General features: G+C 47.7%; 27 protein-coding genes and 4 pseudogenes. 3 read left to right on the plus strand and 28 right to left on the minus strand.

All coding sequences use genetic code 11. The features are described 5' to 3' along the window. On the plus strand, positions 1-548 hold a 548-nt coding region (locus IDH41_RS29795; protein ID WP_190867756.1), incomplete at its 5' end, for a helix-turn-helix domain-containing protein. A 93-nt stretch (positions 549-641) separates the two neighbouring features. Here the strand turns inward: IDH41_RS29795 and IDH41_RS29800 are convergent. From IDH41_RS29800 to IDH41_RS29835, 8 genes and pseudogenes are all read right to left on the minus strand, one after another. Continuing rightward, positions 642-1820 carry a multidrug effflux MFS transporter gene (locus tag IDH41_RS29800; RefSeq protein WP_223830183.1) on the minus strand — a complete coding sequence of 393 codons (1179 nt, stop codon included), beginning with the start codon at positions 1818-1820 and terminating at the stop codon, positions 642-644. 148 nt (positions 1821-1968) lie between these two features. Next, positions 1969-2760: an SIR2 family NAD-dependent protein deacylase gene (locus IDH41_RS29805; protein ID WP_190867758.1), complete on the minus strand. Its 792-nt coding sequence runs from the start codon at positions 2758-2760 to the stop codon at positions 1969-1971. Positions 2761-3230: 470 nt separating this feature from the next. Next, positions 3231-3499, minus strand: a pseudogene (locus tag IDH41_RS29810) (sigma factor-like helix-turn-helix DNA-binding protein); the annotation flags it as partial. Positions 3500-3546: 47 nt separating this feature from the next. Beyond that, the gene (locus tag IDH41_RS29815) at positions 3547-5007 is read right to left on the minus strand and encodes a sulfatase (RefSeq protein ID WP_190867760.1); all 1461 of its coding nucleotides are present in this window, start codon (positions 5005-5007) and stop codon (positions 3547-3549) included. 49 nt (positions 5008-5056) lie between these two features. Next, positions 5057-5929 carry a carbohydrate ABC transporter permease gene (locus tag IDH41_RS29820; protein WP_190867762.1) on the minus strand — a complete coding sequence of 291 codons (873 nt, stop codon included), beginning with the start codon at positions 5927-5929 and terminating at the stop codon, positions 5057-5059. 22 nt (positions 5930-5951) lie between these two features. Beyond that, positions 5952-6818: a carbohydrate ABC transporter permease gene (locus IDH41_RS29825; RefSeq protein WP_190867764.1), complete on the minus strand. Its 867-nt coding sequence runs from the start codon at positions 6816-6818 to the stop codon at positions 5952-5954. Positions 6819-6900: 82 nt separating this feature from the next. Beyond that, positions 6901-8202 carry an ABC transporter substrate-binding protein gene (locus IDH41_RS29830; RefSeq protein WP_190867765.1) on the minus strand — a complete coding sequence of 434 codons (1302 nt, stop codon included), beginning with the start codon at positions 8200-8202 and terminating at the stop codon, positions 6901-6903. A 235-nt stretch (positions 8203-8437) separates the two neighbouring features. Then, positions 8438-10795, minus strand: coding sequence for a helix-turn-helix domain-containing protein (locus IDH41_RS29835; protein WP_190867767.1), 2358 nt, complete (start codon positions 10793-10795; stop codon positions 8438-8440). Positions 10796-11412: 617 nt separating this feature from the next. On the opposite strand from IDH41_RS29835, the gene IDH41_RS29840 reads away from it, so the two are divergent. Next, entirely contained in the window at positions 11413-12597 is a 1185-nt protein-coding gene (locus IDH41_RS29840; protein WP_190867769.1) for a patatin-like phospholipase family protein, read from the plus strand. 278 nt (positions 12598-12875) lie between these two features. Here IDH41_RS29840 and IDH41_RS29845 read toward each other — a convergent pair whose 3' ends face one another. The 18 genes and pseudogenes from IDH41_RS29845 to IDH41_RS32260 all read right to left on the minus strand — a co-directional run. Further along, a complete protein-coding gene (locus tag IDH41_RS29845) occupies positions 12876-13013 on the minus strand; it encodes an IS66 family transposase zinc-finger binding domain-containing protein (RefSeq protein WP_317890843.1) in 138 nt (45 codons plus the stop codon). A gap of 138 nt (positions 13014-13151) precedes the next feature. After that, positions 13152-13226: pseudogene (locus IDH41_RS31655) on the minus strand (RNA polymerase subunit sigma-70); the annotation flags it as partial. Positions 13227-13314: 88 nt separating this feature from the next. Then, positions 13315-13515: a hypothetical protein gene (locus tag IDH41_RS31660; protein ID WP_223830190.1), complete on the minus strand. Its 201-nt coding sequence runs from the start codon at positions 13513-13515 to the stop codon at positions 13315-13317. 149 nt (positions 13516-13664) lie between these two features. Continuing rightward, positions 13665-13940 (minus strand): hypothetical protein, encoded by a 276-nt coding sequence (locus IDH41_RS31665; RefSeq protein WP_223830184.1) that lies wholly within the window; start codon positions 13938-13940, stop codon positions 13665-13667. 59 nt (positions 13941-13999) lie between these two features. After that, positions 14000-14530 (minus strand): SEC-C metal-binding domain-containing protein, encoded by a 531-nt coding sequence (locus IDH41_RS31670; RefSeq protein WP_223830185.1) that lies wholly within the window; start codon positions 14528-14530, stop codon positions 14000-14002. Positions 14531-14566: 36 nt separating this feature from the next. Further along, the gene (locus IDH41_RS29860) at positions 14567-15397 is read right to left on the minus strand and encodes a tetratricopeptide repeat protein (RefSeq protein WP_190867772.1); all 831 of its coding nucleotides are present in this window, start codon (positions 15395-15397) and stop codon (positions 14567-14569) included. Between the two features lie 138 nt (positions 15398-15535). Beyond that, the gene (locus tag IDH41_RS29865; RefSeq protein ID WP_190867774.1) at positions 15536-16237 is read right to left on the minus strand and encodes a UPF0158 family protein; all 702 of its coding nucleotides are present in this window, start codon (positions 16235-16237) and stop codon (positions 15536-15538) included. A 17-nt stretch (positions 16238-16254) separates the two neighbouring features. Beyond that, positions 16255-16383, minus strand: coding sequence for a TOTE conflict system archaeo-eukaryotic primase domain-containing protein (locus IDH41_RS32255; protein ID WP_397328806.1), 129 nt, complete (start codon positions 16381-16383; stop codon positions 16255-16257). A gap of 467 nt (positions 16384-16850) precedes the next feature. After that, a pseudogene (locus tag IDH41_RS29870) lies at positions 16851-16940 on the minus strand (sigma factor-like helix-turn-helix DNA-binding protein); the annotation flags it as partial. A 268-nt stretch (positions 16941-17208) separates the two neighbouring features. Further along, positions 17209-17769, minus strand: coding sequence for a DUF6320 domain-containing protein (locus IDH41_RS29875; RefSeq protein ID WP_317890844.1), 561 nt, complete (start codon positions 17767-17769; stop codon positions 17209-17211). 113 nt (positions 17770-17882) lie between these two features. Beyond that, a complete protein-coding gene (locus tag IDH41_RS29880) occupies positions 17883-19154 on the minus strand; it encodes an alcohol acetyltransferase (RefSeq protein ID WP_190867778.1) in 1272 nt (423 codons plus the stop codon). 38 nt (positions 19155-19192) lie between these two features. Continuing rightward, positions 19193-20008 (minus strand): GNAT family N-acetyltransferase, encoded by an 816-nt coding sequence (locus IDH41_RS29885; RefSeq protein WP_190867779.1) that lies wholly within the window; start codon positions 20006-20008, stop codon positions 19193-19195. Positions 20009-20045: 37 nt separating this feature from the next. Continuing rightward, positions 20046-20642: a TetR/AcrR family transcriptional regulator gene (locus IDH41_RS29890; protein ID WP_190867788.1), complete on the minus strand. Its 597-nt coding sequence runs from the start codon at positions 20640-20642 to the stop codon at positions 20046-20048. A 123-nt stretch (positions 20643-20765) separates the two neighbouring features. Further along, the gene (locus tag IDH41_RS32065) at positions 20766-21896 is read right to left on the minus strand and encodes a (R)-mandelonitrile lyase (RefSeq protein WP_190867790.1); all 1131 of its coding nucleotides are present in this window, start codon (positions 21894-21896) and stop codon (positions 20766-20768) included. 125 nt (positions 21897-22021) lie between these two features. Further along, complete coding sequence (locus IDH41_RS29900; protein WP_190867792.1) at positions 22022-23194, minus strand: MFS transporter; 1173 nt, start codon at positions 23192-23194, stop codon at positions 22022-22024. 52 nt (positions 23195-23246) lie between these two features. After that, positions 23247-23750 (minus strand): DUF6644 family protein, encoded by a 504-nt coding sequence (locus IDH41_RS29905; RefSeq protein WP_223830186.1) that lies wholly within the window; start codon positions 23748-23750, stop codon positions 23247-23249. 69 nt (positions 23751-23819) lie between these two features. Next, the gene (locus tag IDH41_RS29910) at positions 23820-24395 is read right to left on the minus strand and encodes a hypothetical protein (protein WP_190867794.1); all 576 of its coding nucleotides are present in this window, start codon (positions 24393-24395) and stop codon (positions 23820-23822) included. A 3-nt stretch (positions 24396-24398) separates the two neighbouring features. Beyond that, positions 24399-24620 (minus strand): annotated as a pseudogene (locus tag IDH41_RS32260) (DUF6152 family protein); the annotation flags it as partial. A gap of 196 nt (positions 24621-24816) precedes the next feature. On the opposite strand from IDH41_RS32260, the gene IDH41_RS29915 reads away from it, so the two are divergent. Then, on the plus strand, positions 24817-25371 hold the full coding sequence (locus IDH41_RS29915; RefSeq protein ID WP_190867796.1) for a TetR/AcrR family transcriptional regulator: 555 nt from the start codon (positions 24817-24819) through the stop codon (positions 25369-25371). Positions 25372-25503: 132 nt separating this feature from the next. On the opposite strand, the gene IDH41_RS29920 is transcribed toward IDH41_RS29915, so the two are convergent. Beyond that, positions 25504-25995: an AAA family ATPase gene (locus tag IDH41_RS29920; RefSeq protein WP_223830192.1), complete on the minus strand. Its 492-nt coding sequence runs from the start codon at positions 25993-25995 to the stop codon at positions 25504-25506. Positions 25996-26579: 584 nt separating this feature from the next. Then, positions 26580-26768 carry a response regulator gene (locus tag IDH41_RS29925; protein WP_190867797.1) on the minus strand — a complete coding sequence of 63 codons (189 nt, stop codon included), beginning with the start codon at positions 26766-26768 and terminating at the stop codon, positions 26580-26582. Positions 26769-26896 lie beyond the last annotated feature (128 nt).

Genomic DNA, 26896 nt, shown 5'->3' on the forward strand with positions numbered 1-26896 from the left:
CCCGAAGAAGCCGGCTTCGGAACGAGAAAAACATGGCGATCTGCCTCGTGACGCTCGCCACGCGGGCGGCGATCGACGGCGGCTTGTACCCCGAGACGGCCTACACCGCCAGCGACCTCTGGATTCAGCATATCGAGGAGTTGAAGGACGCGGACGAGGTTATCAAGGCCGGCCAACAGATTATGTTCGATTTCGCCGACCGCGTCGCCCGCCAGCGTCTGTCCCGTCATTCGAAGCCCGTCGTCGTCTGCCAGAACTATATTTTCAACCGCATTTACGAACCGATCACGCTCGGCGGACTCGCGCAAGCGGCCGGCGTCCATCCGGCGTACTTGTCGAAGCTGTTCAAGCAAGAGGTCGGGATGACGGTCACCGAGTATATCCTGCGGCAGAAAGTCGAAGAAGCCAAGAAGCTCTTGGCTTTCTCCGACGCTACGCCGCTGCGCGCCGCCAATCTGCTTAATTTCCACGATCAGAGTCATTTCACGAAAGTATTCAAGAAATATGCCGGCGAAACGCCGAAGCAGTACAAAGACCTTTTCGTCTGAAGCTCGCTGAATTGGCGATAAAAGTGAAGGCCGGCCTTCTCTTCCCGAGAAGGACCGGCCTTTGCCGAATATTTTTTTAATCATAAAATTCGCTCATTCATTCCGCTTTCGCCTGAGAAGCGTATAGGAACATACGGCGGCAGCGCACGTCGAAGCAGCAATCACCGCGCCAAACGGAACGGCCGTCCCGCTTCCTCCGAGCCCGACGAGCGGAGACGACGCGGCACCGAACAGGAACGACGTCAACCCGAGAAGCGCCGCCGCGGCCCCCGCCGCACCGCCTTGATTCTGCAGCGCAAGCGAGCTGGCGCACGGGGCGACGATGCCCATGCTGGCGATCAGCACGAACAGAGAAGGCAGGATGCCGTACAACCCCGTCCCTAACGCAATCGAGCTCAATAAGGCGGCGCTTCCGAGGCAAGCGAGACCGATTCCGAGCCGAAGAAGCCGCGTCTCGGAAACGCGGCCCGCGAGCCAGCCTACCAATTGGCTCGCGGCGATGAAGCCGAAGCCGTTCAACCCGAAAGCCAGGCTGAACCTCTCCGGCGTCAGACCGAACAGTTCCTGCAGCACGTACGGCGATCCTGCCAGGTAAGCGAATAGAGCTGCCAGCAGGAAGCCCTGCGTCAGCGCGCAAGCCATGAAGGTACGGTCGCGCAACAGCATCGCATACCTTCCCAGCGCCAGCCCTAACCCTGCCCGCGAACGCCGTTCGGGAAGCAGCGTCTCCCGGAAATAAAAAAATACGGTGAGCAGCATGACGGCACCGATGAAGGACAACCCCAGGAATAGAATCCTCCAGGATGATGCTTCGACGACACGAGCGCCAAGCATCGGAGCGAAGATCGGCGCCGCGCCCATCACCAACACCAGCCGGGCAGAAGCTTTCGTGAACCGAGGGCCGTCATACAAGTCACGGAGCGCGGCGCGCGCAATGACGAGGCCGGACGCGGCAGCCAGTCCCTGAAGCAGACGAAACGCGATGAACAGGCCGATCGTCGGCGCGAGATAGCATGCCAAAGCCGACACGACGTAACAGACAAGTCCGACGATCAAGGGCAGTCTGCGCCCCTTCACGTCGCTGATCGGTCCGATCAGCATTTGGCCTGCCGCAAGCCCGATCAGGCAAGACGTAAGCGACAATTGGGTCAAGGACGCCCCCGCCCCTAGTTCCTTGCCGATCTCCGGCAACGCTGACAAATACAAGTCCAGCGTAAGCGGGCCGAAGGCAGTCAGTGAACCGAAAAGAACGAGGGTCCATGCACCGGACAAGCGGCTCTTTTTTGTTAGCGATATTCCAGCTTCGATTATGGGTCACCTCCGTCAAACATTGGCATCAATGAGAAGATTTTACCAGAACAAAACGGTATGCGATGGTATATGATCAAGGTTTCTGGTAATCTCGCGACTTGACTGCGAGCTAGGTTTGTTGAAAGAGCGGCAAGACCTGTCGGATAGGTTCGGCGAAATCGATCGTGACGACTTCATGATTTCCGGGACGCGCGGCATGATCGATTGTCAACCGAATCGAAGGGGAGTGCTCGACGCCGAGCTCCATGAACACCCTCATTTTCCCTACTGAATCCAGCACGAACGCTTTATACGCCGCTTCCGCTTCGTACCACTTCTCGTCCCTTACGAAATACCGGCTGGACGTTACGTTAGGCGCCGTTTCACCGCCGCAGACGGGACATTGCGGGACCATGTCGGCCGGTATCGCACAATCGACCGTCTTCGCGATCATCGCTTTGACGAGACGTTCATTGAGATAAAGCTCGCCGTGGCAGCCGATCGCGCATTGCAGTCGGCCGTAATTGCCCGCGATTTCGAATAGGCGGCCGGCCGGGAAACCCGCTTTCTCGAACTGGCCGTCGGCATTGGTCGTGATCACGAAATACGCCTTGTGTTTGACCAAGCGGAATAGATCCTTATAAAGTTCGGCGGGGCCCGCCTCATCGCGCACATAGCCGATAAACGCCGCCAAGTACGCCCATCGCTCCTCCAACGTGCCGAACGGGTAATGGACGGACGCGAACAGGTCGGTCAACCCGTACTTTTCGATAAAAGGAGCGAAGCGTTCCGCAAACGCGGCGCCGTCACTCTGCATTCCCGCAGCCGACGATAACCCCGCTCCGCCGCTTATTAAAATCGACTCGCCTTCTTCGATCGCCTGCATCGCCCGATCGATGCGCTTCTTCCAATCATCCCTCATCTCCGTTCCCCCTTATCCCGGCAGCAAGCGAAACGGCATTCAGCTTACCGGCTTCAGCCGATCTTCTCCGCGACGTGCAACGCCTTCACGAATACCATGACCGATTCTCTCCATGTGTATTAGTGGTCTCTGCGGTACGTCTAACAGTCTAACGTCTGGAGTTAACTTCAAGTCAATACCGGTGGCACTTTTTTTTGTATTTTCGATACAACGAGCGGCGAAGGGAGTGAGTTTTGTTCTTACCAAGAGTTGGTGGCGGCATGGAAGAAATATATGTAGCACCCGGTCTCCTACAGTCATTCACAAGCAATTCAGCGAAAAATCAATAAAGAATTTGAAGATGTTCGGCATTCCGTTAAACGATACGAAGAGGACTATGAAAAAATGATGGACAATGTCATTGAGCAATTATAGGCGCACAGAAGAAAAAGAAAGAACCTTGTCAACACAAGGTTCTTTCTTTCTATCCATTATTTCTTCGCCTTATAAAACTCATGATAAAGCTTCATCAGTGCCTGCTTCTCAATCCGCGACACATACGAGCGTGAGATCCCCAGCTCCTTCGCAATTTCCCGCTGCGTCCGCTCTCGTCCCCGCCGTGCTCAAGTCCAAAGCGGCCGATGACGACCTCCTTCTCGAGGTCATCCAGGAGCGATACGTCCTTGCGGGTTTTCTTTAACGAACGCAGATGCATAAGTATTTCGTTCTCAATTCAGCGGGGAGCGAACGTCGCGAGCTTCCACGACACAAACCTGAGTTCGATTCTCCTTGTGTCGACTTAATTCTTTATATGCCCAGTCGGACATACTGCTCAGACGGAGCTTCGCTCGCTTCCATGAGCTGCTTAAGCTGTTCGAGCATATTCTGTTCCAATTCCGGATCCTCTATTGCATTTCTCTGGAATGGGTCTACTGTTCCATCATACAGAAGAGTACCGAACGTATGATATTGATTCTGGCTAGCGGCTTTGATTTTCATCGTCTGCACACCTTTGGTGAACGAAAACGGAGCCTGTAAGCTTATTTCCTTCAGCTCCTCAACAGAGAACCTGCTGCGCATATGCGTAGGCATAAGCGTATAGTTATATAAAGGTGTATTGTCCTTGGAAACCGGTGCTCGCATATATACATAGCGGCCATCCGTCACATTGACATGTGCGCCATGCAATCCGAATATTGCGGCATCGCGCACCTTGCAATCATCGGAAATTGTGTCCTTCAGGTCCTTTCCTTGCATGTCTGCCGGGATCTCCAGTCCAAAATAGCGTAGCAGCGTCGGAGCCAAATCAATGGTCTGCACCAGACTTTTCCTGCGCTCGTTGCATTTCCCGCTCCGCGGGTCCCACATAAACAGCGGCATATGTGCAATCTCGTTGTACATCGGCATGACCATTTTCGCCCACCAGTCATGCTCGCCCAGCAAATAACCGTGATCGGTATTGACGATCAGCATCGTATCCTTCCACAAGTCCAGCTCATCCATTGTATCGAGCACTTTGCCGAGATAGGCGTCGCACATGCTAAGCAAAGCTGCATATTCGTAACGAACATGCTCGATTTCCTCCTTCGTTTCGTTCACCGGCCCGTAGGGCGGCCAATCAAAATGCTTGCCGCTGTAGTCATGCGGATATAAATCACGGTATTTCTGCGGCGCAAAGAAAGGCTCGTGAGGGTCAAACGTTTCAATCTGAATGAACCATCGGTCTTCCGCGTGGTTGTTACGGATAAACTCCAAGCCCTTCTCCATTGTCTGCGCCTGTGGAAAATCCTTTTCATCACGAATGTACTTCCGATTGACCCAATCCTGCCGAATCAGCGAGTGCATTTCCTTCATGCCGATCATATCCGGTATTTCCGGTTCCGCCACCTCCCCCTTCCAAGGGTCGCCTTCCTGCCCGCGAATCAGTTCGAATGAACTGTACCGAGTATGATACGTTCCGCCGCCATCCTCCCAGTAGTGTTGGTGATCGGTCACCAGATGGGAGTATACGCCATTTTTCTTCAGAATTTCCGGCATCGAGTCGTCATACGGTTCCATTGGTCCCCAACTACGATGGAGAAAGTTGTGTCTCCCTGTATGAAGTTCCCGCCGAGCAGGCATACAAGGCATGCTTCCAACGTAAGCTTGATCGAAAACAACCGTTTTCTCCCCAAGCCTCTTAAAGTTTGGTGCATGAACCCAATCACATCCATATGGCGGAAGCATATGTCTATTCAACGTGTCAAACATCAGCATTATCGCTTTCATCGCATTTCCTCACTTTTCTAATTATTTGCTTATAGCTTTCCAGTTCTCTTTAACCCTTTACGCTAGAAGAAAGCAAGCTTTGTACAAAATGCTTCTGGAAAACAAAGAACATGATGATAAGTGGAAGCGACACAACCATTGTTGCAGCCATTTGCAGATTGTAGGCCACACTATATTGACCCTGAAATACGGAAAGTCCTAACTGTACGGTACGCATAGCTTCTTTCGTTGTAAACACGAGCGGGTGAAAGAAGTCATTCCAGACAGCAACCGTTTTCAGAATACCTAATGAGGCAATAATCGGTCCGCTCATCGGTAAATAAATTTTGAAATATCTCATTAATATACCGCAGCCGTCAATCTCGGCGGCTTCGTCAAGTTCCTTTGGGAAGCTAAGATAAAATTGGCGGGCGAAGAAGATACCGAACGCTCCGGATAATTCAGGTATGATAAGAGAAGCATACGTATCCAGCCAGCCGTTGCCGCCATTCCCCCATATGTCGTTACCGCCAAAAAACGGAATCGATTTCATAATCATGAATTGCGGGATGATCGTCACCTGAGCCGGTACCATAAGTCCCAGCAACAGACAGATAAATATCATGTCTCTTCCTTTAAACTTCAGCCTTGCGAAGGAATAGCCCGACAATGTATTAAAAAACAAGCTGCCTGCTACAGCAATGACCGTAACGATAAACGAGTTTTTGAAATAAACAGCCCAATTCGTCGCTTGTAGCGCAAGAATATAGTTGGAAAACTTCCATTCCTTCGGAAGGAAGGTTTTGACCTCGGATGCAAACTCTGCATCCCCTTTTAATGAAGTAAAAATCATAATGAGCAGCGGCATGATCATGGCTACCGCTATTAAGATGAGCACTGCATAAATGACCGAACGTTTTAACGAATTCTGTTGAAGTTTCATTTCGTTCTACCTTCCCCCTTGGTCATACGTCCTGTTTCGAACCGTATCGATAGTTGACTAACGTGATCAGCATGGTGATCAGCAGCAAGATAATAGCCAAGGAAGACGCATAACCCATCTTATATTCCTGGAAGCCTGCCTTAAATACCTCATTGACAATTGTGGTCGTAGAATTGACCGGTCCGCCTCCGGTGAGTACATACACAAGATCAAATACCTGAAACGAACGGATAGTGACGGTTACTAACAGGAAGAAGGTTACCGGCTTAAGCATTGGAATCGTAATTGCGAAAAATTGGCGTACCGCACTTGCACCGTCAATACTTGCGGCCTCATACAATTGATCGGAAATGCCTTGCAAACCGGATAAATAAATAATCATCGCAAAGCCGATTCCCGTCCAAGCACCAACCACCATGACAGCCGGCAGCGCAGTCTTCGTATTTTGGAGCCAATCCAGCGTATTAAAGCCTAACAACTCAAGAAACATATTGATCGGACCTTGTGTCGGATTTAATAGCCATAACCAGGTAAGGGCCACTGCAACGGATGAAATAATACCCGGCAAGTAAACAGCTGCGCGAAATGCCGCCATTCCACGAACTTTTGAATTTAAAAGTACAGCAACGATAAGTCCGATAAACATGATAGGGATAATCGTACCCACCCAGTAAAGCATAGTGTTCATCATAGCCTTCTGGAAGATCGAATCAGATAGCATCGCCTTATAATTTCCAAGACCAATCCATTTCGCAGGTGAAATGACAGAGTACTCTGTGAAGCTCAAGTAAAAAACCCATACTAACGGCAGCAAGACGAATACAGCGTAGATGAGTATATTCGGTAAAATCAATATATAGGGAAGTATCGTATGATACAGCTTCTTCATTATCAGCCCTCACAATCCATGTAATGCTTGTTGATGCGGGAGCATGCACTCGCTCCCGCACAAAAGCATCATGATAATGGTATTACTTCAGCTTTAATTCCTCTTTGGCCTTCTCCGCATTATCCTTCAAGGCTTGTTCGATAGGCTTCGTTTCAAAGTACGCTTCTTCCAGCGCATTGCGCAAATATTTGGAATTCACAGCCCAAGAGTTCGAGATTGTGAATCCGCGCGCATCATTAAGCAGTTCAAAAACGGTTTGATTCTCGGGGGCCAGCTTCAGATAGTCTTCTTTCAGCGATTTGCGCGGAGGAACATAGCCGCTCGCAGTTGCCACCTGAAACAGATTTTCCTTGGCCGTCCAGTATTCCATGAACGTCCATGCAGCATCTGCATGCTTGGTGCTCTTGGACATGGTCAGGAACGTCCCGAGCATAAGTGCCGTTTGTTTGCCCGAGCTGCCCTTCGGCGGAAGCGCGAAGCCGATCTTGTCCGCACCGACAGCCTGTTTAAGCTGGATTAGCGAATAAGCCGGTGCCAAGCCCATCGCTGCTTCACTGTTCTGGAATAACGTGCCCTCCAGACGCTGACTGTTATACGGAATGATGACACCGTTCTTTTTGAGAGTGACCAATTTATTTAACATAGCAATGCTCTCAGCTGAATCGAAGGTAGGCATGCCGTCCGCTTGATAGTAGTCTGCTCCTTGCAGAAGCAATAAGGACAAGAAATTCTGCTCCCCGTTTGTTGTCGCAATATCCAGGCCGGCCCTCACCGTTTTCCCATTTTCTACTTTCTTCAGCTTCTCCGCGTACGCAAACAGCTCATCTAATGTTTGCGGCGGCATGTTCGGGTCAAGGCCGGCCTCCTGGAAAAAGTCCTTTCTCCAAACCAGGGCTCGTACATCCGGCATAAGCAAGCCGTATTGTCCGCCCTTCCACTCGCCTGCTTTCAATACGTCAGGGAAGAAGTCCTCCTTCCCGTCCCACTTGCTCTTCTCAATGAACGGATTCAAGTCCATATACTTATCTTGGTCTATCGTTGAAATCAATTGGCCGAACCCAAGGCCGTGTACATCAGGTGCGGAGCCGCCGCCGTATGCGACCGTCAGCTTCTGAAAATAATCCTTCCATGGGATTGACGTATACTCGACCTTGATATTCGGGTTCTTTTCTTCAAAGCCCGCAATCAACTTTTTGACTGGAGCGGTGATCGTTTCCTCATGTCCCGGATACCAGAATTGCAGTGTGACCTTCTCGCTGCTGCTCTCCTTATTGTCTTCGCCAGACGAGGCATTCCCACCAGCATTGCCGCCCTGTCCGCAGCCCGCGATGAACAGCATAATGCTCACTAATAAAATCAAACCGGTCTTTTTACTCTTCTTCAATGCAGCCATCCCCTTTAATAAATGTTTTACGAGTTTATTTTCAACCCGATATCCAAGGCCCCTAGGATATGTGCCCATTGTATAAAAGCAGCAGGATAAAAAAAAATGACCCATTTCTGACACAATGGATACGCTGCCAACTCGCTGATATCCAAGGGTCTTTATGGGTCTTAGCATTACCAATATACCTTTTTTGAGGCAATGTACACGATCTGATTGGTCGTATTTTTTCGTGTTAATACACTTCCTGACTGTCCAAAAATCGTTTATGATTGGAATCTCTAAATTGGCCAGGCGTCGTCCCCTCAAATTTCTTAAATGCGCGAATAAAACTGTGTACATTATTGTAGCCTACACGCTCGGAGATCTCATTTACCGTCATCTTGCCATTAGTTAATAAATGCTTAGCATGATTTATACGAAGTGTTAAAAGATACTCCATAAAATTGGTGCCAACCTCTTGCTTGAACAACCGGCTTACATGAGAGGGATCGAAGCCAAGCTGGTATGCAATTCCGTTTAGGGAGATCTCCTTATTGAAGTTGATATTTACATATTCAACCATTTTCTGTACGATGGTAAGCTCTTCGGTCTTCTCATCGTACTCCAGTTGATCGGCCCATTTCCTAAGCAATGTCTCCGCATACTGTACTATCCGGTCAACGGTTTCAATATTGTTCATTCGATCATAAATATTATTAATATCAACAGAATCATTTGGCCTTCTGCTGGACTCGTTTAATTTACCCAAAATGGTCAAAATAATTTCTAAATACGTATGCCTCACCAGCACGATCGGATATTCTTTTGTATCAATAATGTATTTCTTCAACAGGTTGAGTATATCGGATACTTTCGCCATTTCATTGGAAAAGAATGCATTCGCAATATCTCTTTGTGTCTTTTCCCTCAGGTTGTTCATGTAAATATTGGGATCGGACTCTTCCTGAATGAGCCAACTCGGCTTAATATGTTCTTTATTCTGAGTAACGAAAGTAGCCAGTGCCCGCTTCGCCTGCTCATAAGATTTGTTAATGACGGATAAATCCTCAGCTAAATCTCCCATGCCTATGCTAATTTGAAGAGGCAAGTAGTTTTTCAGATGTTCGTAGGTTTCTTCCATCGCATTCAAAACCAGATTTCTGACATGTTCATGCTCCAAAGGCTCCGTAACATTAAAAATAAGGATGATATCCCGATCATTCATATCAACTGTATATACATGAAGTCGCTTAACTGAAACCTCTTCCGTAAATTTAGAAATAAAAAATCGCAGGAGTTCTTGATCAGAACTCGTATATTTCATTTTAAATTCGATATAATCATTGATTCGGATCACGCTGACTATAAAACCATATGGAGTCACGAAAATTCCATGCTTCCCGAGTAGCTCAACCCTCTTTCGATGATCTCCGGAAGCCTGATTCAGCATATCCTTTAATATTTTTTGACGGATGATGGATAGATTTGCTTGGATCTGCCCCTCCATAGCGATTTCCTTGTCCAAAATGGAGGTAACGGCCGAAACCAAATAAGCAAATTCATTATTGTTCGTATTAGGGAACGCGATCATATCCTTATTTTTATTAAATAAACTTATTAATTTTTTTACCGGTTGGTAGACCTTTCTAAGCTCTAATCCAATATAACCTGCCATCGCCAACACGAACACTACAATGATACCCAACAACACTTGATTATGGCTATAAACGTCGATATGACTCGACGGAATCAAATAAAAATAGCTCCAAGCGGTTCTCTCCGACCTTTTTAACTCGCCAAAATAATCTCTATTATTAAATGAGGTTGTCGTAAAATCAGGGGAAGCCGACAATTGCTGTTTCAGCTTGGCGAATTGATCCGTATTTATATAAGAGCCCGTGTTGGTTTCAAATGCACCTCTTCCATTCGGACTCAAAACCCAAAGTTCCTCCCCCGATCGTGGACGGATTGTATTTGTAAACAGCGCACGAGGATCAAGACTCACAATAATCAAGCCTTGAGGCTCGCTGCCGATAGCAGGAATCGGTCTGATTAAAGAAATCCGTTTCTGCCCCTGTTCTGCCGTTTGTTCCCCCGGAAGATTTCCGTCATGAATTTGCCAGTTCCCGTTCGCTTTCATTGAAGCTACCAACCCATTCCATTGATCTGCGGATAAGGGTGTACGATTCATCGAGCCTTGAGTGATTGATTTCGTGAGGCCTTCTTCCTTGAAAAGCAAACTGATCCGGTCTACACAGCATAGTGAATCCGCATACATATTCAACTCGTTTTTCAATATTAATAAATCTGAAAACTCTTTCGTAATTTGTGTTTTATTTACCGCGTTCAAGACTGCTCTGCTGTTTGTAAATTCGATTGTTTTGGTTTCGAAATCTAAGATGAGGTTATCAATCATTCTTTTCCCTGGTTCCATTGTCTCAGCAGCATGCAGATCAAAATTCTTTTTCTTTACATTTTCATTAAAAGAACGATCTTGTAGAAAAATGTATACAAATGGTAGTAGTAAGGCAACGCAAAGCACTGCTAAAAACCTGATAAAAAGATCTTTAAACTGACTGCTTTTAAAGATCCTGAGCAGAAGATTTACCATGAAACCACCTTTTCAAATTTGTCATCTCCATGTCAATGTTATCACTACATATAAAAGTTGAAAAGCCTTACATTACTATAAACCTTACCAGCAGTTTCATGAAAATAAAGTACTTTAAAGTCTGGACTGGCAGTATATCCAAACATTTTTTCTTGTCCCCTGCCGAAAAAACAACCACCAGAAACCCAATGAGAATATAAGTTCCGCCGGCTCGTTCTTTCTCACCAAGTCTTCGTTACATTCCGGACAGATGAACACTGAGCTCTCTCCAGGTTCCAATAACCCGTTATTGCTTTCGTGCCTTTGCCCGTTTGGAAGCTTTCGATCGCTTTGATGAGCCCGATCGTGCCGATGTCGCGTAGATTATTTCGCAATTCGAGTGCTTGCTTAATCAGTTCCACCCACTTCGGCAATTCTGATGAGTAATGCTTTATCTGTGTCCAATCCGCTATGTCGGCGTAGGATATCCGAAAATAACTTGTTGTTTAGCGTTGCGATATTGTACGCCCGGATATACCGCGCGTTATAATATACTTAACTTTCCATCACGGAATATAGGCGGCTCTTCTTAAAAGTTATTAAATGTCCAAGCGAGTCATGAAGGAGGTTCGGAAGTCGTGACAGCAACGAATACAGGCAAGCTGGCACTTGCGCTTGAAGGAGGCGGCGCCAAAGGCGCTTACCATATGGGAGTGGCGAAAGCCTACCGGGAGGCCGGCCATACCTTCGACGCCATAGCAGGTACCTCGATCGGTGCCCTGAACGGAGCCGTCATCGCGCAAGGGGATTTCGAGAGCGGGTATCAGGTGTGGGAGCGGCTGGACGCCAGATCGATCTTCGACATGAGCGACGAAGAATATAGCTTGCTGATGCGGCGAAAGCTCGATACGGCCGCCTTGCGACACTTGGCCGCGCGCACCAAGCGGTTAATCGCGGACAGGGGCATGAACACGCGAAAAATGCGCCAGTTGATCGAATCCCTCATCGACGAAAGCCGGCTGCGGGCTGCTGCAACGGACTTCGGCCTGGTGACGGTCTCCTTGAGCGATCGGGCGCCGCTCGAGATTTACAAGGAGGATATTCCGCAGGGGCGTGTATTGGACTATCTGATGGCCAGCGCCGCTTTTCCCGGCTTTCAGACGATGTTCATCGACGATAAAGCTTATATCGACGGCGGGCTGTACGACAATTGTCCGATCAACATGCTCGCCCGTAAAGGATATACGAGCATCGTCGCGGTCCGAACGTTCGGGCTCGGCGTGACGCGCAAAATCCGATATCCCGGCCTCACAATTACGACGATCTCGCCTTCCGAGCCGCTGGGCGGTATGATGAGCTTTAACCCCGAAGCGATACGCCGTAGCATGAGCATGGGGTATTACGACGCGCTCCGACAGCTAAGGGGCTTGCAAGGCCGTACTTACTGCATTGATATAGGCGGCTTAACCGAAGAGACGTGCGACGAGATGCTGGCTTCGCTTCCCGATGCCAAGCTACTTGCGCTCGGTCGTATGCTCGGCGCGAGCGGTATTCCTGCCCGTGAGCTGTGGAGCAGGGTCATCGTGCCAAGGCTGTCAGGCAGCATGCGTCTCGAGGCTAGCGCCTCCTCCATCACCTTTATCGTCCGCCTGGCGGAGACGCTAGCCTCGGCCAAAGGAATTAATAAATACGCCGTACATTCCTTTCCCGATTGGGTACACTCCACAATAAGCGGACCTCTGAAGAACGTCCAAGGACTCGGCTTCCGACAAGTGGAGCTCTGTATGGCGGCTCAGCGCATTTTAGAAGGAATTCGGTTGTGACTGGCGAGTTTCTTAAGTCCTGCAAATTGGGCAGCCATAGCCGCCTGACGGGACTTGCTGTGTTTGTTACGACGGTTGCGCTTCTTGTTCCAGAACAGAGTGAGGCGCTTTCGGATATACCAGTCGATTTCGGTGTTCCAGTCGAAAGAGGTACTTCAAGAGCACAATGGATATATATTGCTTGACAATAGTGGACTAAGCGGAGGCATTAAGTGGTTGAATAGGACTTATATAGTTAGCCAGTCTTCCGGGAAAAACTGACCTTGGCATTGGCACTGTTACGATCGGGGTTGCAACGCATTGCGCTCACAATGAAGGCAGGCATAAACCAGCCGTACATGCTGCATGACTTTCGCCTGTGGGGGCACGATGTTTTTAGCTTGTTTCACTCGCGATTGCAGTACACGAAAGTACACGAAACAAACTTATTACCAACTATGGATTTCTAATTTATTTCGATACAAAATAACCCCTACCATGACAAAGGCAAGGCCCTGTCGTAGGGTTGACTTTAGAATCTTGATTCAAATATTTTAGATTAAAGTTATTTCTTTAATCCCCAGCTCCTTCGCAATTTCCCGCTGCGTCCGCTCGTCCCCGGCGTGCTCGAGTCCAAAGCGGCCGATGATTCGTCGACAAAAAGAAAAAAATAAAATAGGAAAGTAAGATAAGAATGCCCTAATAGTCCGTACTTCTTGTACGGGCTTTGTTGTCTATCTATTTGTTGCGCTCCGAATCCTCTACACGTTCTATTACTCCATTGCAATACTCTTTGACCATATGACCGTCACTTGTCTTATACACTATGTATGTGCCATTTGCTTTTGCATCCAATTTCGCTCGATCACCAGTAAGTTTAATGTATTTATTTAAGTCCTGCACCCGGTTTCCTCCATTAATACAGGGATATCTTTCCATTCCGGCTGCAACCGGAAGCATTGCGGCTGCCAACTTTTTGTTCCTCGCGATATCCGCTATCACGCGGTCTTCGTCCATGTGATATTCGGATAATGGCATGCAGCTTTTTAATAAATTCCTCTGTGACCGGAAGCTGTCTTTTATCGACATCATCCAGATATTCCAAATCTTTCATTTAAGTTGTAAACTTCCTGCTCTTCGTTGTCACTACTGGTTTGATAAAATGCTTTTCGCTTCGTCGCCTCGTCAAGCGTGTTTCCTTCAAGCTTTGTTGAAAGAATGACCGTCTTTTCCATTGATTCTTTCTTAAGTAGATCCAAGATTGATGCTGGCAATGGAAGCAAATCTACCACCGCACTAGCGCGTTGTATATCCATCAGTCTGCGCGCAATGGTATCCGTTATTGAATATTTAGGTGTAAACATAAAATCACCCCTTTCAATAACTTCATACCATTGCCGCTATTTTGCCGCAAACTATACAATCAAGATGAAGATTCATTCGGGAATGTCTTTAAATATTGGTTCAAATCGAAATTCTTTATCGTTTTTGCACAGCAGAACTTATATTTCGCTTCGCTGCCGCACGGACACGGATCATATACGTTCGCGGGCGCAAACCGTTCTTTTAGTGCTTTCTTCAAATCGCTTAGATCCTCTGTAAACTCCATACCCATGATGTAGTGCCAATTAAAATGATCGCATACCCGTGCAACCTGCGCCGCTCGCTCTTCCGTTCTCACTTTAACGATGATGGGTTGCCGCTCGGATCCCCATTCTTTTTCCGGATAACCGACTTTTTCTTTACTCATAGCCTGCTTCCCGCCCCTTTCCAACTGCTCCAAGGATTCATGCTTGCGAAGCTTGCGCTCATGTTTTGGAATGCTATCCGTCAATGTCCCCATATACATCTCCGCCACGGGAAGGAATGACTCCCGATCCCCAGAGCGCAATTCAAATTCATACAAATGCAATTCCTGAGCTGCAGCTGCAGCAGTTTCATCTGCCTGTTTCAAAGGTGCAAGCTCCTCTTCCGTCGGCAGAAAAGGAATTTATTCTTTCGTATCACGATGAATATCCATCAGCTTGCATAAGCTGTCCGCCAAAAAATTCCGCAGCTTCAAGGCATCAAGCCTCGTATATGCGCGCGCGTATACCAAAGTCTGCCGGAAATGCCCTGCGGCAAGCTCCAGTTCTCCAATTTGCAGCAGCATATCAGCCAGTGAATAATGGGATTCCACATGTGATGCATCCACCTTGATCGCATGCTCAAAAACAGCCGCCGCCAACTCCGGTCTCCCACCCTTCAAATACAAATTTCCAAGCTTGTTCCACAATTGACTATCGGACGGATCATTCCTGAGCCGTTCCAGAAACCGTTCTTCTCCTTCGCTAACCCATTGCGGAGTAGTGCCATCATATAACTGCATACGTCCAAGCATAAACCCTGCCTCAGGCTCTGACTTGGCTCTCTTTACACGCCCCATTAATCCCAGCGAAAAGAGAGGCGAGGTAAACTCCCACTCCCCTGCACCATTACACGCAGTACAACGGATGTACCCGGTAAACTGCGCGTTCTCAATTAACTTCCCCTTTACATCAAAGTCTGTGTCGGAATTAAAGTTTTCGACCACGTCTATCCAGCCTGCCCCGTTAAATACCGTCATTCCAATATCGTAAACCGCAGCATGTCCGCATTGCTTGCACCGCAGCCGTTGCTTGTTCGCTCTATAAGCGGGGGCAATTTTTTTGATACGTTTGGAAATCATGAAAGCAGCTTGTCCCGGCAGCGTCGCTACGGTCGGCGTTTCATCTAGCGGAGGCTCCACTCCGGTCATCACGGCAATCAGGCTTGGATTGATTCCTTTTTCCTTTCGGCTCATACTCTCCCTCATCTCGTTCAATACATTACATTTAAATACAGACCGATCTGATCCCATGAATGAGGACTTCTCCACTCCCACTCCACCGCAGCTGCAACCGCCTCTGAATGCCCTGACAACTGCGCTTTTGGTAACATACTACGAATCCGGCATTCGGATTTTTGTTCGATTGACGGTTCTGTCAGCTGAATTATCTTTTTCAACGAATACTTTCAGATCAACATTTATCGATTCTAACCAATCCAGGACACGTTCTTTATTTTTGCTTTCCACAAATTTATAATAGCGATCCAATTCAGGGCCATCCGCGGCTAATGCATCCTTGAATCTACGGAATATTTTCTTCCCGCCGATCAATACGTTAAATAGCTTCTTCCTTAATTTCTCGTTTGATACTGTGTCTGCAAAGTCCTCCATATCCATATATCCCTCATGAGATTCGCGATGGGAGATTTGGAAATAGATCTCATTAAACCCTTCTTCAATGGCCTCACTGAGCGACTCATCTTCATCGTCTCCGTCAAAGGAGTTTATCATAACAATTTCACCAGTATCGATATTCAAGAAATGCTCGATTCCGTCCATATGCATATCATAGGTTTCTATAAGCTCCTGAAGCTGACGCTCTGTAAGAACTAATTGCTTCATTTGAGATCCTCCATCGCTAATTCTATTCTCCTTGGCAAGGGCTGATTGAACCTCATACTCCTCCCACGTCACCCCATAAGGAGCTCCACCTTCCGTATAACCGGCAATAAAATAAAACTGATCATCTTGTTCAATGGAAAAAGATTCTGGATTTGAAAGGTGCAACCTCTTTCTCTTCTTCTTATTTTTCATAAGCTCACTTCCTTAAATTATCTTGCATTAGGCAGCGTATCTTGGTTTGGAAATAATCGATCGTACGAGTCCAACGCTAATTGATAATAGCGCTCTCTTGTTTGGGTTAATATACATCCTCTCTCCCTCGGAATAGAGAACGGAATAGAACGATCTTCTCCTGCGGACTAGAATGAAGGTGGACTCGACCTATGGGGGTTTGTACTTGATCAGTGGAGATAACATTAGTGGGATTACTCGCTTTGATATCGTCAAGCTCCTCATATTTAGATAACTGTAATCTTAAATGTTGGTTCTCTTGTCGAAGCGCTTCTATTTCCTTCAGAGCCTGAGCAAGCTGCCGCTCCAAATAACGATCCATACATCCTCCCAGGCACATGTTTGTTTTTCCCGAATCAGAATACGTCCGGTCTTACATCAGCGAAAATAAAAATTCTCTCCTTCTCATTTATAAAATTATATCATAGGGATTGCACTGCTTCCATCAAGACATATATGTTGTGCTCATTGCTCTGAGTTGAATTCAACATATTCGATATCAAATGCAAAATAGCACCTTACCGTCAGCTTGCTAAGTAAGGTGCTTTGCTTATTCAAGTAATCTGCACATTATCTAACGCTTCGCCTTATAGAACTCATGATAAAGCTTCATCAGAGCCCGCTTCTCAATCCTCGAAACATAGCTCTGGTTAATCCCCAGCTTCTGCCCGGCGGTACTTCTTCCATTGGCGGCTGGACCCGTATCAACCGTTTCACCCTCTTTCGATAATCGAATGGTTGGTAACCGAATCTCTCGGATTTTTCCAAGGAATTACAGCCATTATACCAAACATATGTTCTCATCGGGAAGTGATAAATGAGATGCTGTTTGAGCGTTTGATCAAAGCGGGCTGCGATTCATCACGCCACCTGAAGAGGATGGGAGACTTCTCGCAGCAATTCGTTAAATGACCAACTGGATGAAGTGAATGTCAAAAATGTAATCTTCGCTTCATCTCCTTACGAAATCCTTTGTCTGCAAGCAGCCACATGCCGCCAAACGTTAACAGGGCATAAAGCGCAGACCCGACGGCCGTCCATAATACATGCGACATGCCAACGGTATAAAGCAGCAATGGGATAAAACCGAGGAGAATAAGTGTCAATAAGTATCCCGCGAACTCCCGCCAACGCATTTTTCTCGTACTGCAGATCACGGTTATCAGCAAGGTGGCCGTCATCACGAGGAACGGAATAACGTAACCAGTCGACCAGTAATTCGTGCCCACCACCACATTAATCCAAAACAGCATGCCGGACAGCCCGAGCAAATGAACAACGATTTTGGCTCCGAGGTGTGATCTGGACATTAGCGTATGCCTGATGAATAGCCAAACGTAAAGCACGCAGGGAATCAGGTATAAACTCCACCAGACATCACTTCCTCCCATCGTGTCGATGAGGACGGAGAGGCTGATAACGACCAGCACGATGAAGGCAAGCCATTTTGAATAAAGATTGTTGGCCCGTTGCTCCTCCGTGATCTTATACACAGGGTACCATCTATTGCCGATTGATTGCGCTGCGTCATTTCCGCTTATGCTCCTTCGACATAAGGGACACATCGCATGTGACGGATCTACGAGTACATCGCAGCTTTCACATCTCATGCCCCCATCCCCCAATCATTGCTGACGATCCTCAAGTCCAGTCCGCTTAGGCTGGCAAGTTGGCGGAAAAAGTGCATGATCACATCACTTTCGACGATATTGCGCGCAAATGTGATCGTAAGTACCTCATTCATAGAACAAACGGCACAGTTAATCGGACTTTTGGCTGTCGGGTACATGGTAGTTTCCATCGCCTCTACATGTGCCGCCATACTGGAAGGAATGTCGATTCTGCCCAGATTGGTAAGCGTAAGTGTTTTGGCCTCTTCGCCGTAATGATCGAAGCCATACCGGATAGCCAGGTCCTTCAACTTAAGCGGCGTAAATCTGGACAACAGATTTTTCTCGTATTTCATACTGCTCGCCATTGCTTGGTTTAGATAGGGCTTGGTCGTTTTTTCTTTCATCTGTGCATGTACGACTTCGAGCACCCGCTCGAATGCCATACCTTCATTCATTTCCACTCCGATGTTAATCACCGCAAAAAAGTTGCGCAGACTGCTGGAAGGGAAGATTTTTCGCAGATTCACCGGCATGCTGATCACAATCGGCCGTTTCTCGTTATTAAAGGGCATAGTAGCGGCATAAACCGCCATGATGAGAATGGCCGTCAGGTAAGCTGTAAGGGTTACGCCCCTCTGCTTGGCTGCTGCATTCAGCCTGGATGCGTGAATCATTCCGTGCACCACATGATGTCCATAAGGCGTAAAGCGAGTACCCGGAATCTGCAATGCCTCTGGCCGCCTAGTATACGAAGGGACCGAAGAATAATGAGCTTTAAAGCTGTCCTGCGCCTCGGCATAACGGGCAAACGATGCTGGGGGCAGAATCATCCCTTCCTTGTCCTCCACGTTCTCGCCGCGCAAAAATAAATATTGGTATACCAAGGTTTTGAGAAACTCGAGTGCCCCTCCTCCGTCAGTCAGGGCATGAAAAATTTCAACGCTGATTTTATTACCGTAAAATAACACTTTTACCAGACTTCCGTTCTCCTCCGAAAGCATGACTGGCGCACAGGGATAGGCCGTTTCCGGTTCCACTGTCAGAGGCGTGTGTCTCTCTCTCAGGAATTTCCAAAACAGGCCGTTTCGCAGCTCCACATCCAATAGCGGGAATCTCGTTATCACTTCATCCAAAGCCCTTTGTAAGAGAGAGGGATTGACAGGACTTGTAAGCATTAGCGATAACCGATACGTTGATGAGTTCTCCCGGCCCGCAACTGCCGGGAACAGCTTACCGGCGTGGTCTAGTTTATACCATTCCTCCATACGTCGCTCTCCTCTGTTTTTTGTAATCCGGCTTGCTATTACAGCTTGACCTGCAGCACATGAAAATCCAGCGTTTTGCTAAAACCGGTCTCCTCGGCCACACGGATGGAGGGAATATTGTTGTCGTCGCACACCCAAAGCGGAAAACCGCCATTCTCCAAGCAATACGCTACGCAGGCTGAGGAGACCCTTTTGGCGTATCCTCTGTTTCGGAAGAGCTCGTCGGTAAACAAGGCAAATTCCAATCGGTTTCCAGAAGCAAAGACGGACAAACACCAGCTGGCTATCCTACCATCTTCCAGAATGCAATAGCCGACTCCCTTCCTTGCAAAATCGTCGACGGATAACCAGGACATCCGTATCCACTGCAGTAACGTATCTCTGTTCTTGAGCGAATCGTCATTCAGGAGACTTTCATCGATCCGCTTCAGCTTGCAATGTGCCTGTATCTCCTTTCGAGGAGGACAGTTGGCCGGATCGAAAGTATAAAATCGTTTTTTGACAACCGCAAGCTCCAGTCGATCTGACAATAACCTTTGAAGTGCCCACTCCCACGAATCGGAAGGAAAATAGATATTGATAACCGGCATCCCGCTCGTTCTGGCGTTCGGAATGAGCTTGTTAACGAGTAAATCGGGAAAAGCTTGTTGGAATAACTCATTCTCTGGATCGCCCGAGCATAACACTTCGAATCCAATCCCGTGAATGATCCCCGTCTTCGGGTCCTCGATATCGTCCACATAAATTTCTCCGCGAGTATTGCCGTCGATGACGGAGGAAACGATCAATTGATGATGATAGCCGTCGAAAACCGAACCTGCCTTCGAATACCGGTCTTTGGTTAGCGCATTCATGGCCTTCAATTCCTTTCCTGATCCATTCCTATTTGCATTACTTGTACAGAAAAGACATCACCTCATCCGTCTGAGGCACAATGAAAGAGTCCCCCATAAATACCTTCATATCGGCAACCCCCTGAATCACGGCAAAGAAGAAGAGCGACAATTGATAAGGATCGCCAAGCTTAAATTCGCCCGACTTTTGCCCCCTTTCAATTAAACGGGCAGCTTGCTGGAACAGCAGCAGATCGCATTTTTTCAGCTCTGCCAATTGGGGGAGAGGCTCCATGGCCAGAAGCGAACGGGTCATCAATATAAAATATTGCGTGATTTCCTTGTTAGTCTGAATATCCTTGAGCAGGTCGGACGTCACCTGAGCCAATGCGTCGGAAGGGCTTCCCTCGGAATCGAGGAACCTTATTGTTTCAGCCATTTCCGTCATCGTATTGTCTACCAGTCTGGCAAACAGATCCTGCTTGGAGGAAAAATGCCGATAGATCAGGCCTGTGCTGATGCCCGCCGCTTCCGCGATATCCTTCATACTGGTTAAGGAAAAGCCCTTGTAGACAAAACACTGCAGAGCGGCGGATTCGATTTTATTTCTTGTAGCTTCCGACATTTGCTGGTTCTGTTCCTTGGTGCGAGCCATAGCCATTTCTCCTCAATAAAATGAATTGAACGTTAATTCATTTTATTTGATTTAGGTGAACGATGTCAATACTGCTCAACCACAAAAACGGACTGTTCTAGAAGAACAGTCCGTCTTAATGCCCTAATCAGCCTTGTTGCTTAACACCTTATCTAATACTTTATGGGCATTATCTGCCTCTTTCTTACCGACCTCGACTTCGAGCACGGAGATCAGTCTTTTCATTTGAGCTTCAGTCAGACCGGTATTAAACCCAATTTTAAAATGAGACTCCAGTTGAGAATTGACGCCCGACATATTGGCCAAGGCCGCAATGGTTGCCAGTTCCCTGCTCTGGAAATCCAGATTGTCGCGTCCGAAGATGTCACCGAACAAATGTCCTTTCAAAAACTCGTCGATAGCCGGGGCGAATGTAATATAGCCACCCGCAGCAGGTGCTCCGATCAGTTCGGTCTGAATTTCCGTTCCAAGTTCGACGCTGCTTTTGTCTGCAGGCAATGGACTTGCTTCCTTGCCGGTCTCGTCCTTGATGCCTTTCTCTTCCCGTTCTTCCATAACGGCCATAAATGTGTTGATCCCATTCAAGGCCCGAGGGAAGCCTGCGTAAGCATACATTTGTACGAGGATTTCCTTAATCTCATTGACGGTCAAGCCTGCATCCAAACCTTCGTTCAAAGCATGCTCTAATTTCGGCAAATCCCCTGCGGCGGTAAATGCCGCAATCGTAACGATATTTTCTTGTCTTGCGGTTAACGGCTGATTAAGATCGTATTGCTCATCTGATACCTTCTCCAACCATTCAACGTTTTGGCCATCGAGCACCCCCGTAAGAGCGATATGCGTCATTTCTGTGGCCGGTGACGCTCCATGCCAATGCTTAACGCCCGGCGGACACCAGATAACATCGCCTGCCCGGATCTCCTGGGCGGGACCGCCCCACTCCTGCAACAGGCCAACGCCTTCCGTAACGATTAGTCTCTGCCCTGCCGGATGGGTATGCCAAGCTGACCGAGCTCCCGGTTCGAACGTGACATATGCCCCCGTATAGTTTGCCGGATCGTTTACAGGGAATAGTGGATCAATGCGTACATTGCCGGTAAAATATTCAGCCGACCCCTTTACGGTAGCTTGCGAACCGCTTCGAGTGATTGTTTGTGAGGGGTTGCTCTCCTCGGCTGCCAGAACATGGCCTGCATATAGGGTCGCTGAAACGAGCAGGGAAATTGACAATATCATCGTTACAATTTTTTTCATTATTTTCTCCTTTCAAATTTCATTTCAACAAACTACGATCATATCCAGAACGCTGACCTCATTGCATACAAATATTGTCACCAACTACTTGAGGTTCAGTTATCAGATGTACGTTTCTCGATTTTTCAATTCGGTTCATAGCTAAGCCTCCTGCTTGTTTTGCGGCTAAATGATACCACCGCAAGAATAACGGCTATCGCGACGGATGCAGCAGAAAGCCAACCAACTGCCCGCAGAGATATACCACCCGCTGCTAGACCGCCAATCCCCCCAGCTGCAGCGATACTCAGCTGAATGATAGAACCGTATAAGCTCAGCATGATGCCCGAAGCTTCCGGTGCAAGGGCTACCAGATTAAATTGCAGCCCCGGTCCAGACGACCATGCGGAGAAAGCCCACAGCATAAGAAGCGGAATGGTGATGACAGTCGATTTGGCGATACTCGACAGCATTACCATGGCCAAGGTATGAACAACCATGCCAATCAAAAGCGACTTTGAGATACCGATCCGATCCGTCATGAATCCACCGAACTTGGATCCAATCAAGGTCGCGATACCGAAGGCAAAGAGAGCAATGCTCACTTCCCGTTCACTCATGGATGAAACATTGAGCAGAAAAGGGGCAATATATGCATAGAGCATGGCGTATCCTAACTGCCAGAAGAACGTAACCCCAAAGCCCGATAATATTTCCACATTCTTCATAAGGGCCAGTTGCTTCCCGAGAGGCACAGGTGCGCCGCTTTCTGTGGGCGGGATGGTCCGAGCCAAAGCAAAGATTGCAAGTAAGCTAAGTGTACCGATACCGATAAAGATGACCTTCCAGCCGTAAGCAGAAGCTACAAGGCGGCCAATGGGAACCCCGGCAATAAGGGCTGCACTGAACCCGAGAATTACGGTGCCAATCGCCCCAGCTTGCTTGCCTGGTTCTGCTAATTTCGCTGCTACCGTCTTCGCACCGATAAGAAAAACACCGCCGCCTATCCCAAGTACAATACGAGATAGGATGAGAAACCCGAATCCCGGTAGAGTAACTGTCAATACGCTGCCGATCACGACTATGGCGAGAGAAAGCATTAAAAGCTTGCGCCGATCCATTTTCGCCGTCGCTATTACGAAAAGAGGAGAGCCGATCGCATTAGCGATTGCAAATACGGTAATTAGTTGTCCGGCCGACGCTACTGTAATATGTGCCCAGACGGAGATTTGGTCCAGTATACCAGCAATAACATACTCTGATGTACTAACAAAGAAACTGATGAACGCCAACAGGTATATTTTCCAACTATTTCCCATTCAATCCCCTCGTTTAATGCGATTCCTTTCTTAATGTAAATTGATGCTGTCATCAGATATAAGCCAAAAGTCTTCCAGCGGTGATAACGCCAGTCCATGTAAGCGACGATATTACAGCTGCGAATCGGGCACTTATTGGTGCTTGGATATGAAGATCCCACCTCTCAACGGTCTTGTACACGCCACAATGGAATATAACGATGTTCACGCCTGCAATTACGATAAGCCCTAGCTTCCAAGGCGCGGCCGCGCTTAAACCCACTCCAAGCGCACTTGCAGTAAAAAGTACAGTACCCGTTACAGCTGCGATTATGAACCCAATGTGGCAGAGCGGAAGAAGGTGACGGGCCGCGATGGTAACGGGAAGAATTCGTTTGCCAATCCCCAGCAACCGAAGATCGAACGCTAATGCAGATCCGACCAGGATTGCGATTCCCAAAATGTGCAGGGTTTCAAGGATCGGATACAGGTAGGGGGTTCTTCCCACAACTTCGCCGATTTCTGAACGTTCGAGCTCGCTATAGATGTCCATTAGCCAGCTACTGGTCACTCGCATATTAGTTCGGCCTCCTTCCTGTTTGAGATAGTGACCACTAAGAGAGAGCAAAAACAATACATACGGCCACTACCCGTTTTTCTTGCCTTGACGAATGAGATAAAAGGCGCCGGCAACGACGGCAGCCACGATGATGACACCGACGACAAGCCATGTGGTTGCGGACGAGGCGGCCTGCTCCGATTGATTGCTCTCATCTGAAATGGCCGAGTCCTCTGGAGAAGCAGGCTGTGAATGGGGTTGATTCTCCATATTGTTCTCAGCAGGTGCAGGTTGCGGGCTGACTTCCTCTTCGTTCTCGCCTGCATGATTAGGAGCGCTTGGTGCAGGCTCAGGCTGGTCCGGAAAAGCGGTTAGTTGTTGCCAGACGCCTTGGCCATCCGCGAGCCAGAACATGACGGGACGCAGTACATCGTCATCGGATGTGTTGAGATAGCCCACCACTTCAATGCTCTCGCCTTCCTCAAGAGGCCGGTCAAGACCCCAACGTTCCATCCACTCGGGACCTGCGAGAACCAGGTGTATTTCCTCGTGATCTCCTTGGTAGGGGCGAGCAGATTCAATCGTCAACTTGCCATCCGTTTCTGACGCACCGGGAGGCAGTTCCCGATTGTTCCAGTCAGCCGGGAGGTCTATTTCATCCACTCGGAGGGTTACCTCGGAATGCGGGTTACCCCAGTTCACATCACTGATCGTTCCGCTAATGTAATACGCGTACCGCGTGTCAAACGAACTCCAACCGTGATGGGCGGATACCCGATCTAACGACAATATGGACAAAAAAAGGGTAATAGCGGCGAGAAGTATGATAGGGTGTAAAGGTGCTTTTGACTTTTTGCTTGAGGTTCTTACGCTATGAGTCTTGAACATGTTGTTTATAAGTCTCCTTTTCTAAAATGGTGTGTAAAATTTGGGCTTCTTATAAATTCGTCACATTGATGAATTATGTGACGTTTGTGTATTATTATTGAATACAAAACAAAGATCTTCAATTTCTAAAAAGCCGCAATTCGTGCACTAATGCGCAGAATGATTAAAATTGTGAAGAAAGTTAGGTGGTCTTGCTATGTCTAATGGGGCAAATGTGGATCGAAGAATACTAAAATCTCAAGACGCGATTAAAAAAGCTGTTATTGAACTGATGTCGGAGAAAAGGTTTAATCAAATTACGATTCAAAATATTTCCGATAGGGCGAATGTTAGCCGAAGAACCATCTACCTTCACTACCATGATAAATACGACTTGTTGGATAAGCTCATTGAAGAACATATAAACGAAATGCATGCGATGTGCGAATGGGCTTGTGAGATGGATTGGAGAGGAGCAACAATTGCCTTTTTCGAATATTTTGAACGTAATTATTTATTTTTTTCCACGATGTTAGCGAGCAAAGGTGCCCATTCTTTCCGTAGCCGGTTTCTTGAGTTCCTTATGGTTGAGTTCAAAGATGAAGTAGACCTAACGAAAGAGAAAAACGGTGGATTAGATCAAGATGTTATACTTCGATTTATGGGCACTGCTTACGTAAGGCTAGTGGAATGGTGGATCACAAATGAGATGCCCTATTCCCCCCGTGATATGGCACATCAAGTAGGGGTTTTATTGGAAAGGGTTGTATAACAGAAGGAGTAAATTCCGCCTGTAAGTCCATTTCCTCCTCGAAAAAAAAGAAACAGCCGTCACCGGCCGTTATTCGGTTTATTTTAACAATAATGTTAATGAGATGAGAGAGGAACTCCAACCGACCGTAAGTTACTGTCGTTGGCGATTATTTTCTTCGCTTTGACGGACGATCTCGTCAACGACGTGCCCGATCGGTGCGGTGGCGTCGATAATAATTCCGTTTTTCGGAATATCTTCTTTCGTTTGGTGCAATCGCGCAATGAGTTCCCGTTCCGTTTTCTTTCCGCCCCACTTATTTTCCGGTCGCTCGTCAAGCCGCCGGTTCAATGTGTCAAGGTCGACCTCGAGGACAAACACGCCGTCAAATAGATCAATGAATTTCGAAAAGTTCCTAGAACCACCGCAGAAAAATGTTACCGCCTCATCCTGGTTGGCGACCAACGCTTTCACTTTATCTACATGCCAAATGTGGTGCTCGTGCGTGACGCCATCCGTCCGTGTACCCGTTTCCGGATCGCCTTGATAAGCCAATTCACGGTCACCATTAATGGCATGGTAGCCGCGCCGCTGCAATTCTTTGCAGACCGAAGTTTTGCCGGTGCCGGAAACGCCTTCAATCAGATAGTTCCTAGCCCATGGCTAGACCCTCCATTCAACTGGATAATTTATGATCACCTATGCGATTCGTTTAAGACGAAAGATAACAGCAGCCTATCACGACTGCCGTTTCTTAGTTATTCATTCTCTATCGGTCGGTTAAGAGCTGCTGCTTTTAAGAAGACAACGACGACCGGCTAAAAACTTAAAAAAATGTGGGATGTCTGTTGAGGAAATTAAAACTTGCGGATTCATGATTAACAAAGCAAATCATTATCTCGATACTATTAATCAAGTGATTCCGGATGATACCAACCCTAAGGATTGGACTAAAGACAATATGCCAGTTGCCCATTAATCAACAAAAAGAACCACCAACTTTTGAAGTGCACCCCTTAATCATACGTGTAGGAAAAAAGATAATAATATCTACCTGTTCGGTACAAAATCAAAAAAGCACCATACTGACCAAATGCTCAGTATGGTGCTTAAGTCAAAACAAAACCCCAATTCCTTTGCAATTTCCCGCCGCGTTGTCTCCGTCATGCTCGAGCCCGAAGCGACCGATAACCACTTCTTTTCACCGGGCGGCTTATTTTTTTTCTTGTTCAAGGACTGGCCGGCATCTCGATGTCGCAGATCATGATGTCGACCGGCTGCTTCTCGAATACGGCGATCGCCTGGCGCATATTGTGCGCGACCGCAACGCCGACGATGCCCAGCCGTCCCCAATCGACGCTTTTCTTAATTCCGCTTGCGATAATGCGCTCATCGTCGACGATCAACAATCGGTACACGGCAGATCCTCCCATGCATTGAGATAAGAAACGGATGAAGAGGGGCAAACAGTCCGGTTCGATGAACCGGACTGCGGTCTATTGCGATTATGCGCTTGCGTTCAATTCGGCGATCATCGCGTCGAGCA

It is taken from the genome of Paenibacillus arenilitoris (assembly GCF_014705655.1).
GTDB lineage: Bacteria > Bacillota > Bacilli > Paenibacillales > Paenibacillaceae > Pristimantibacillus > Pristimantibacillus arenilitoris.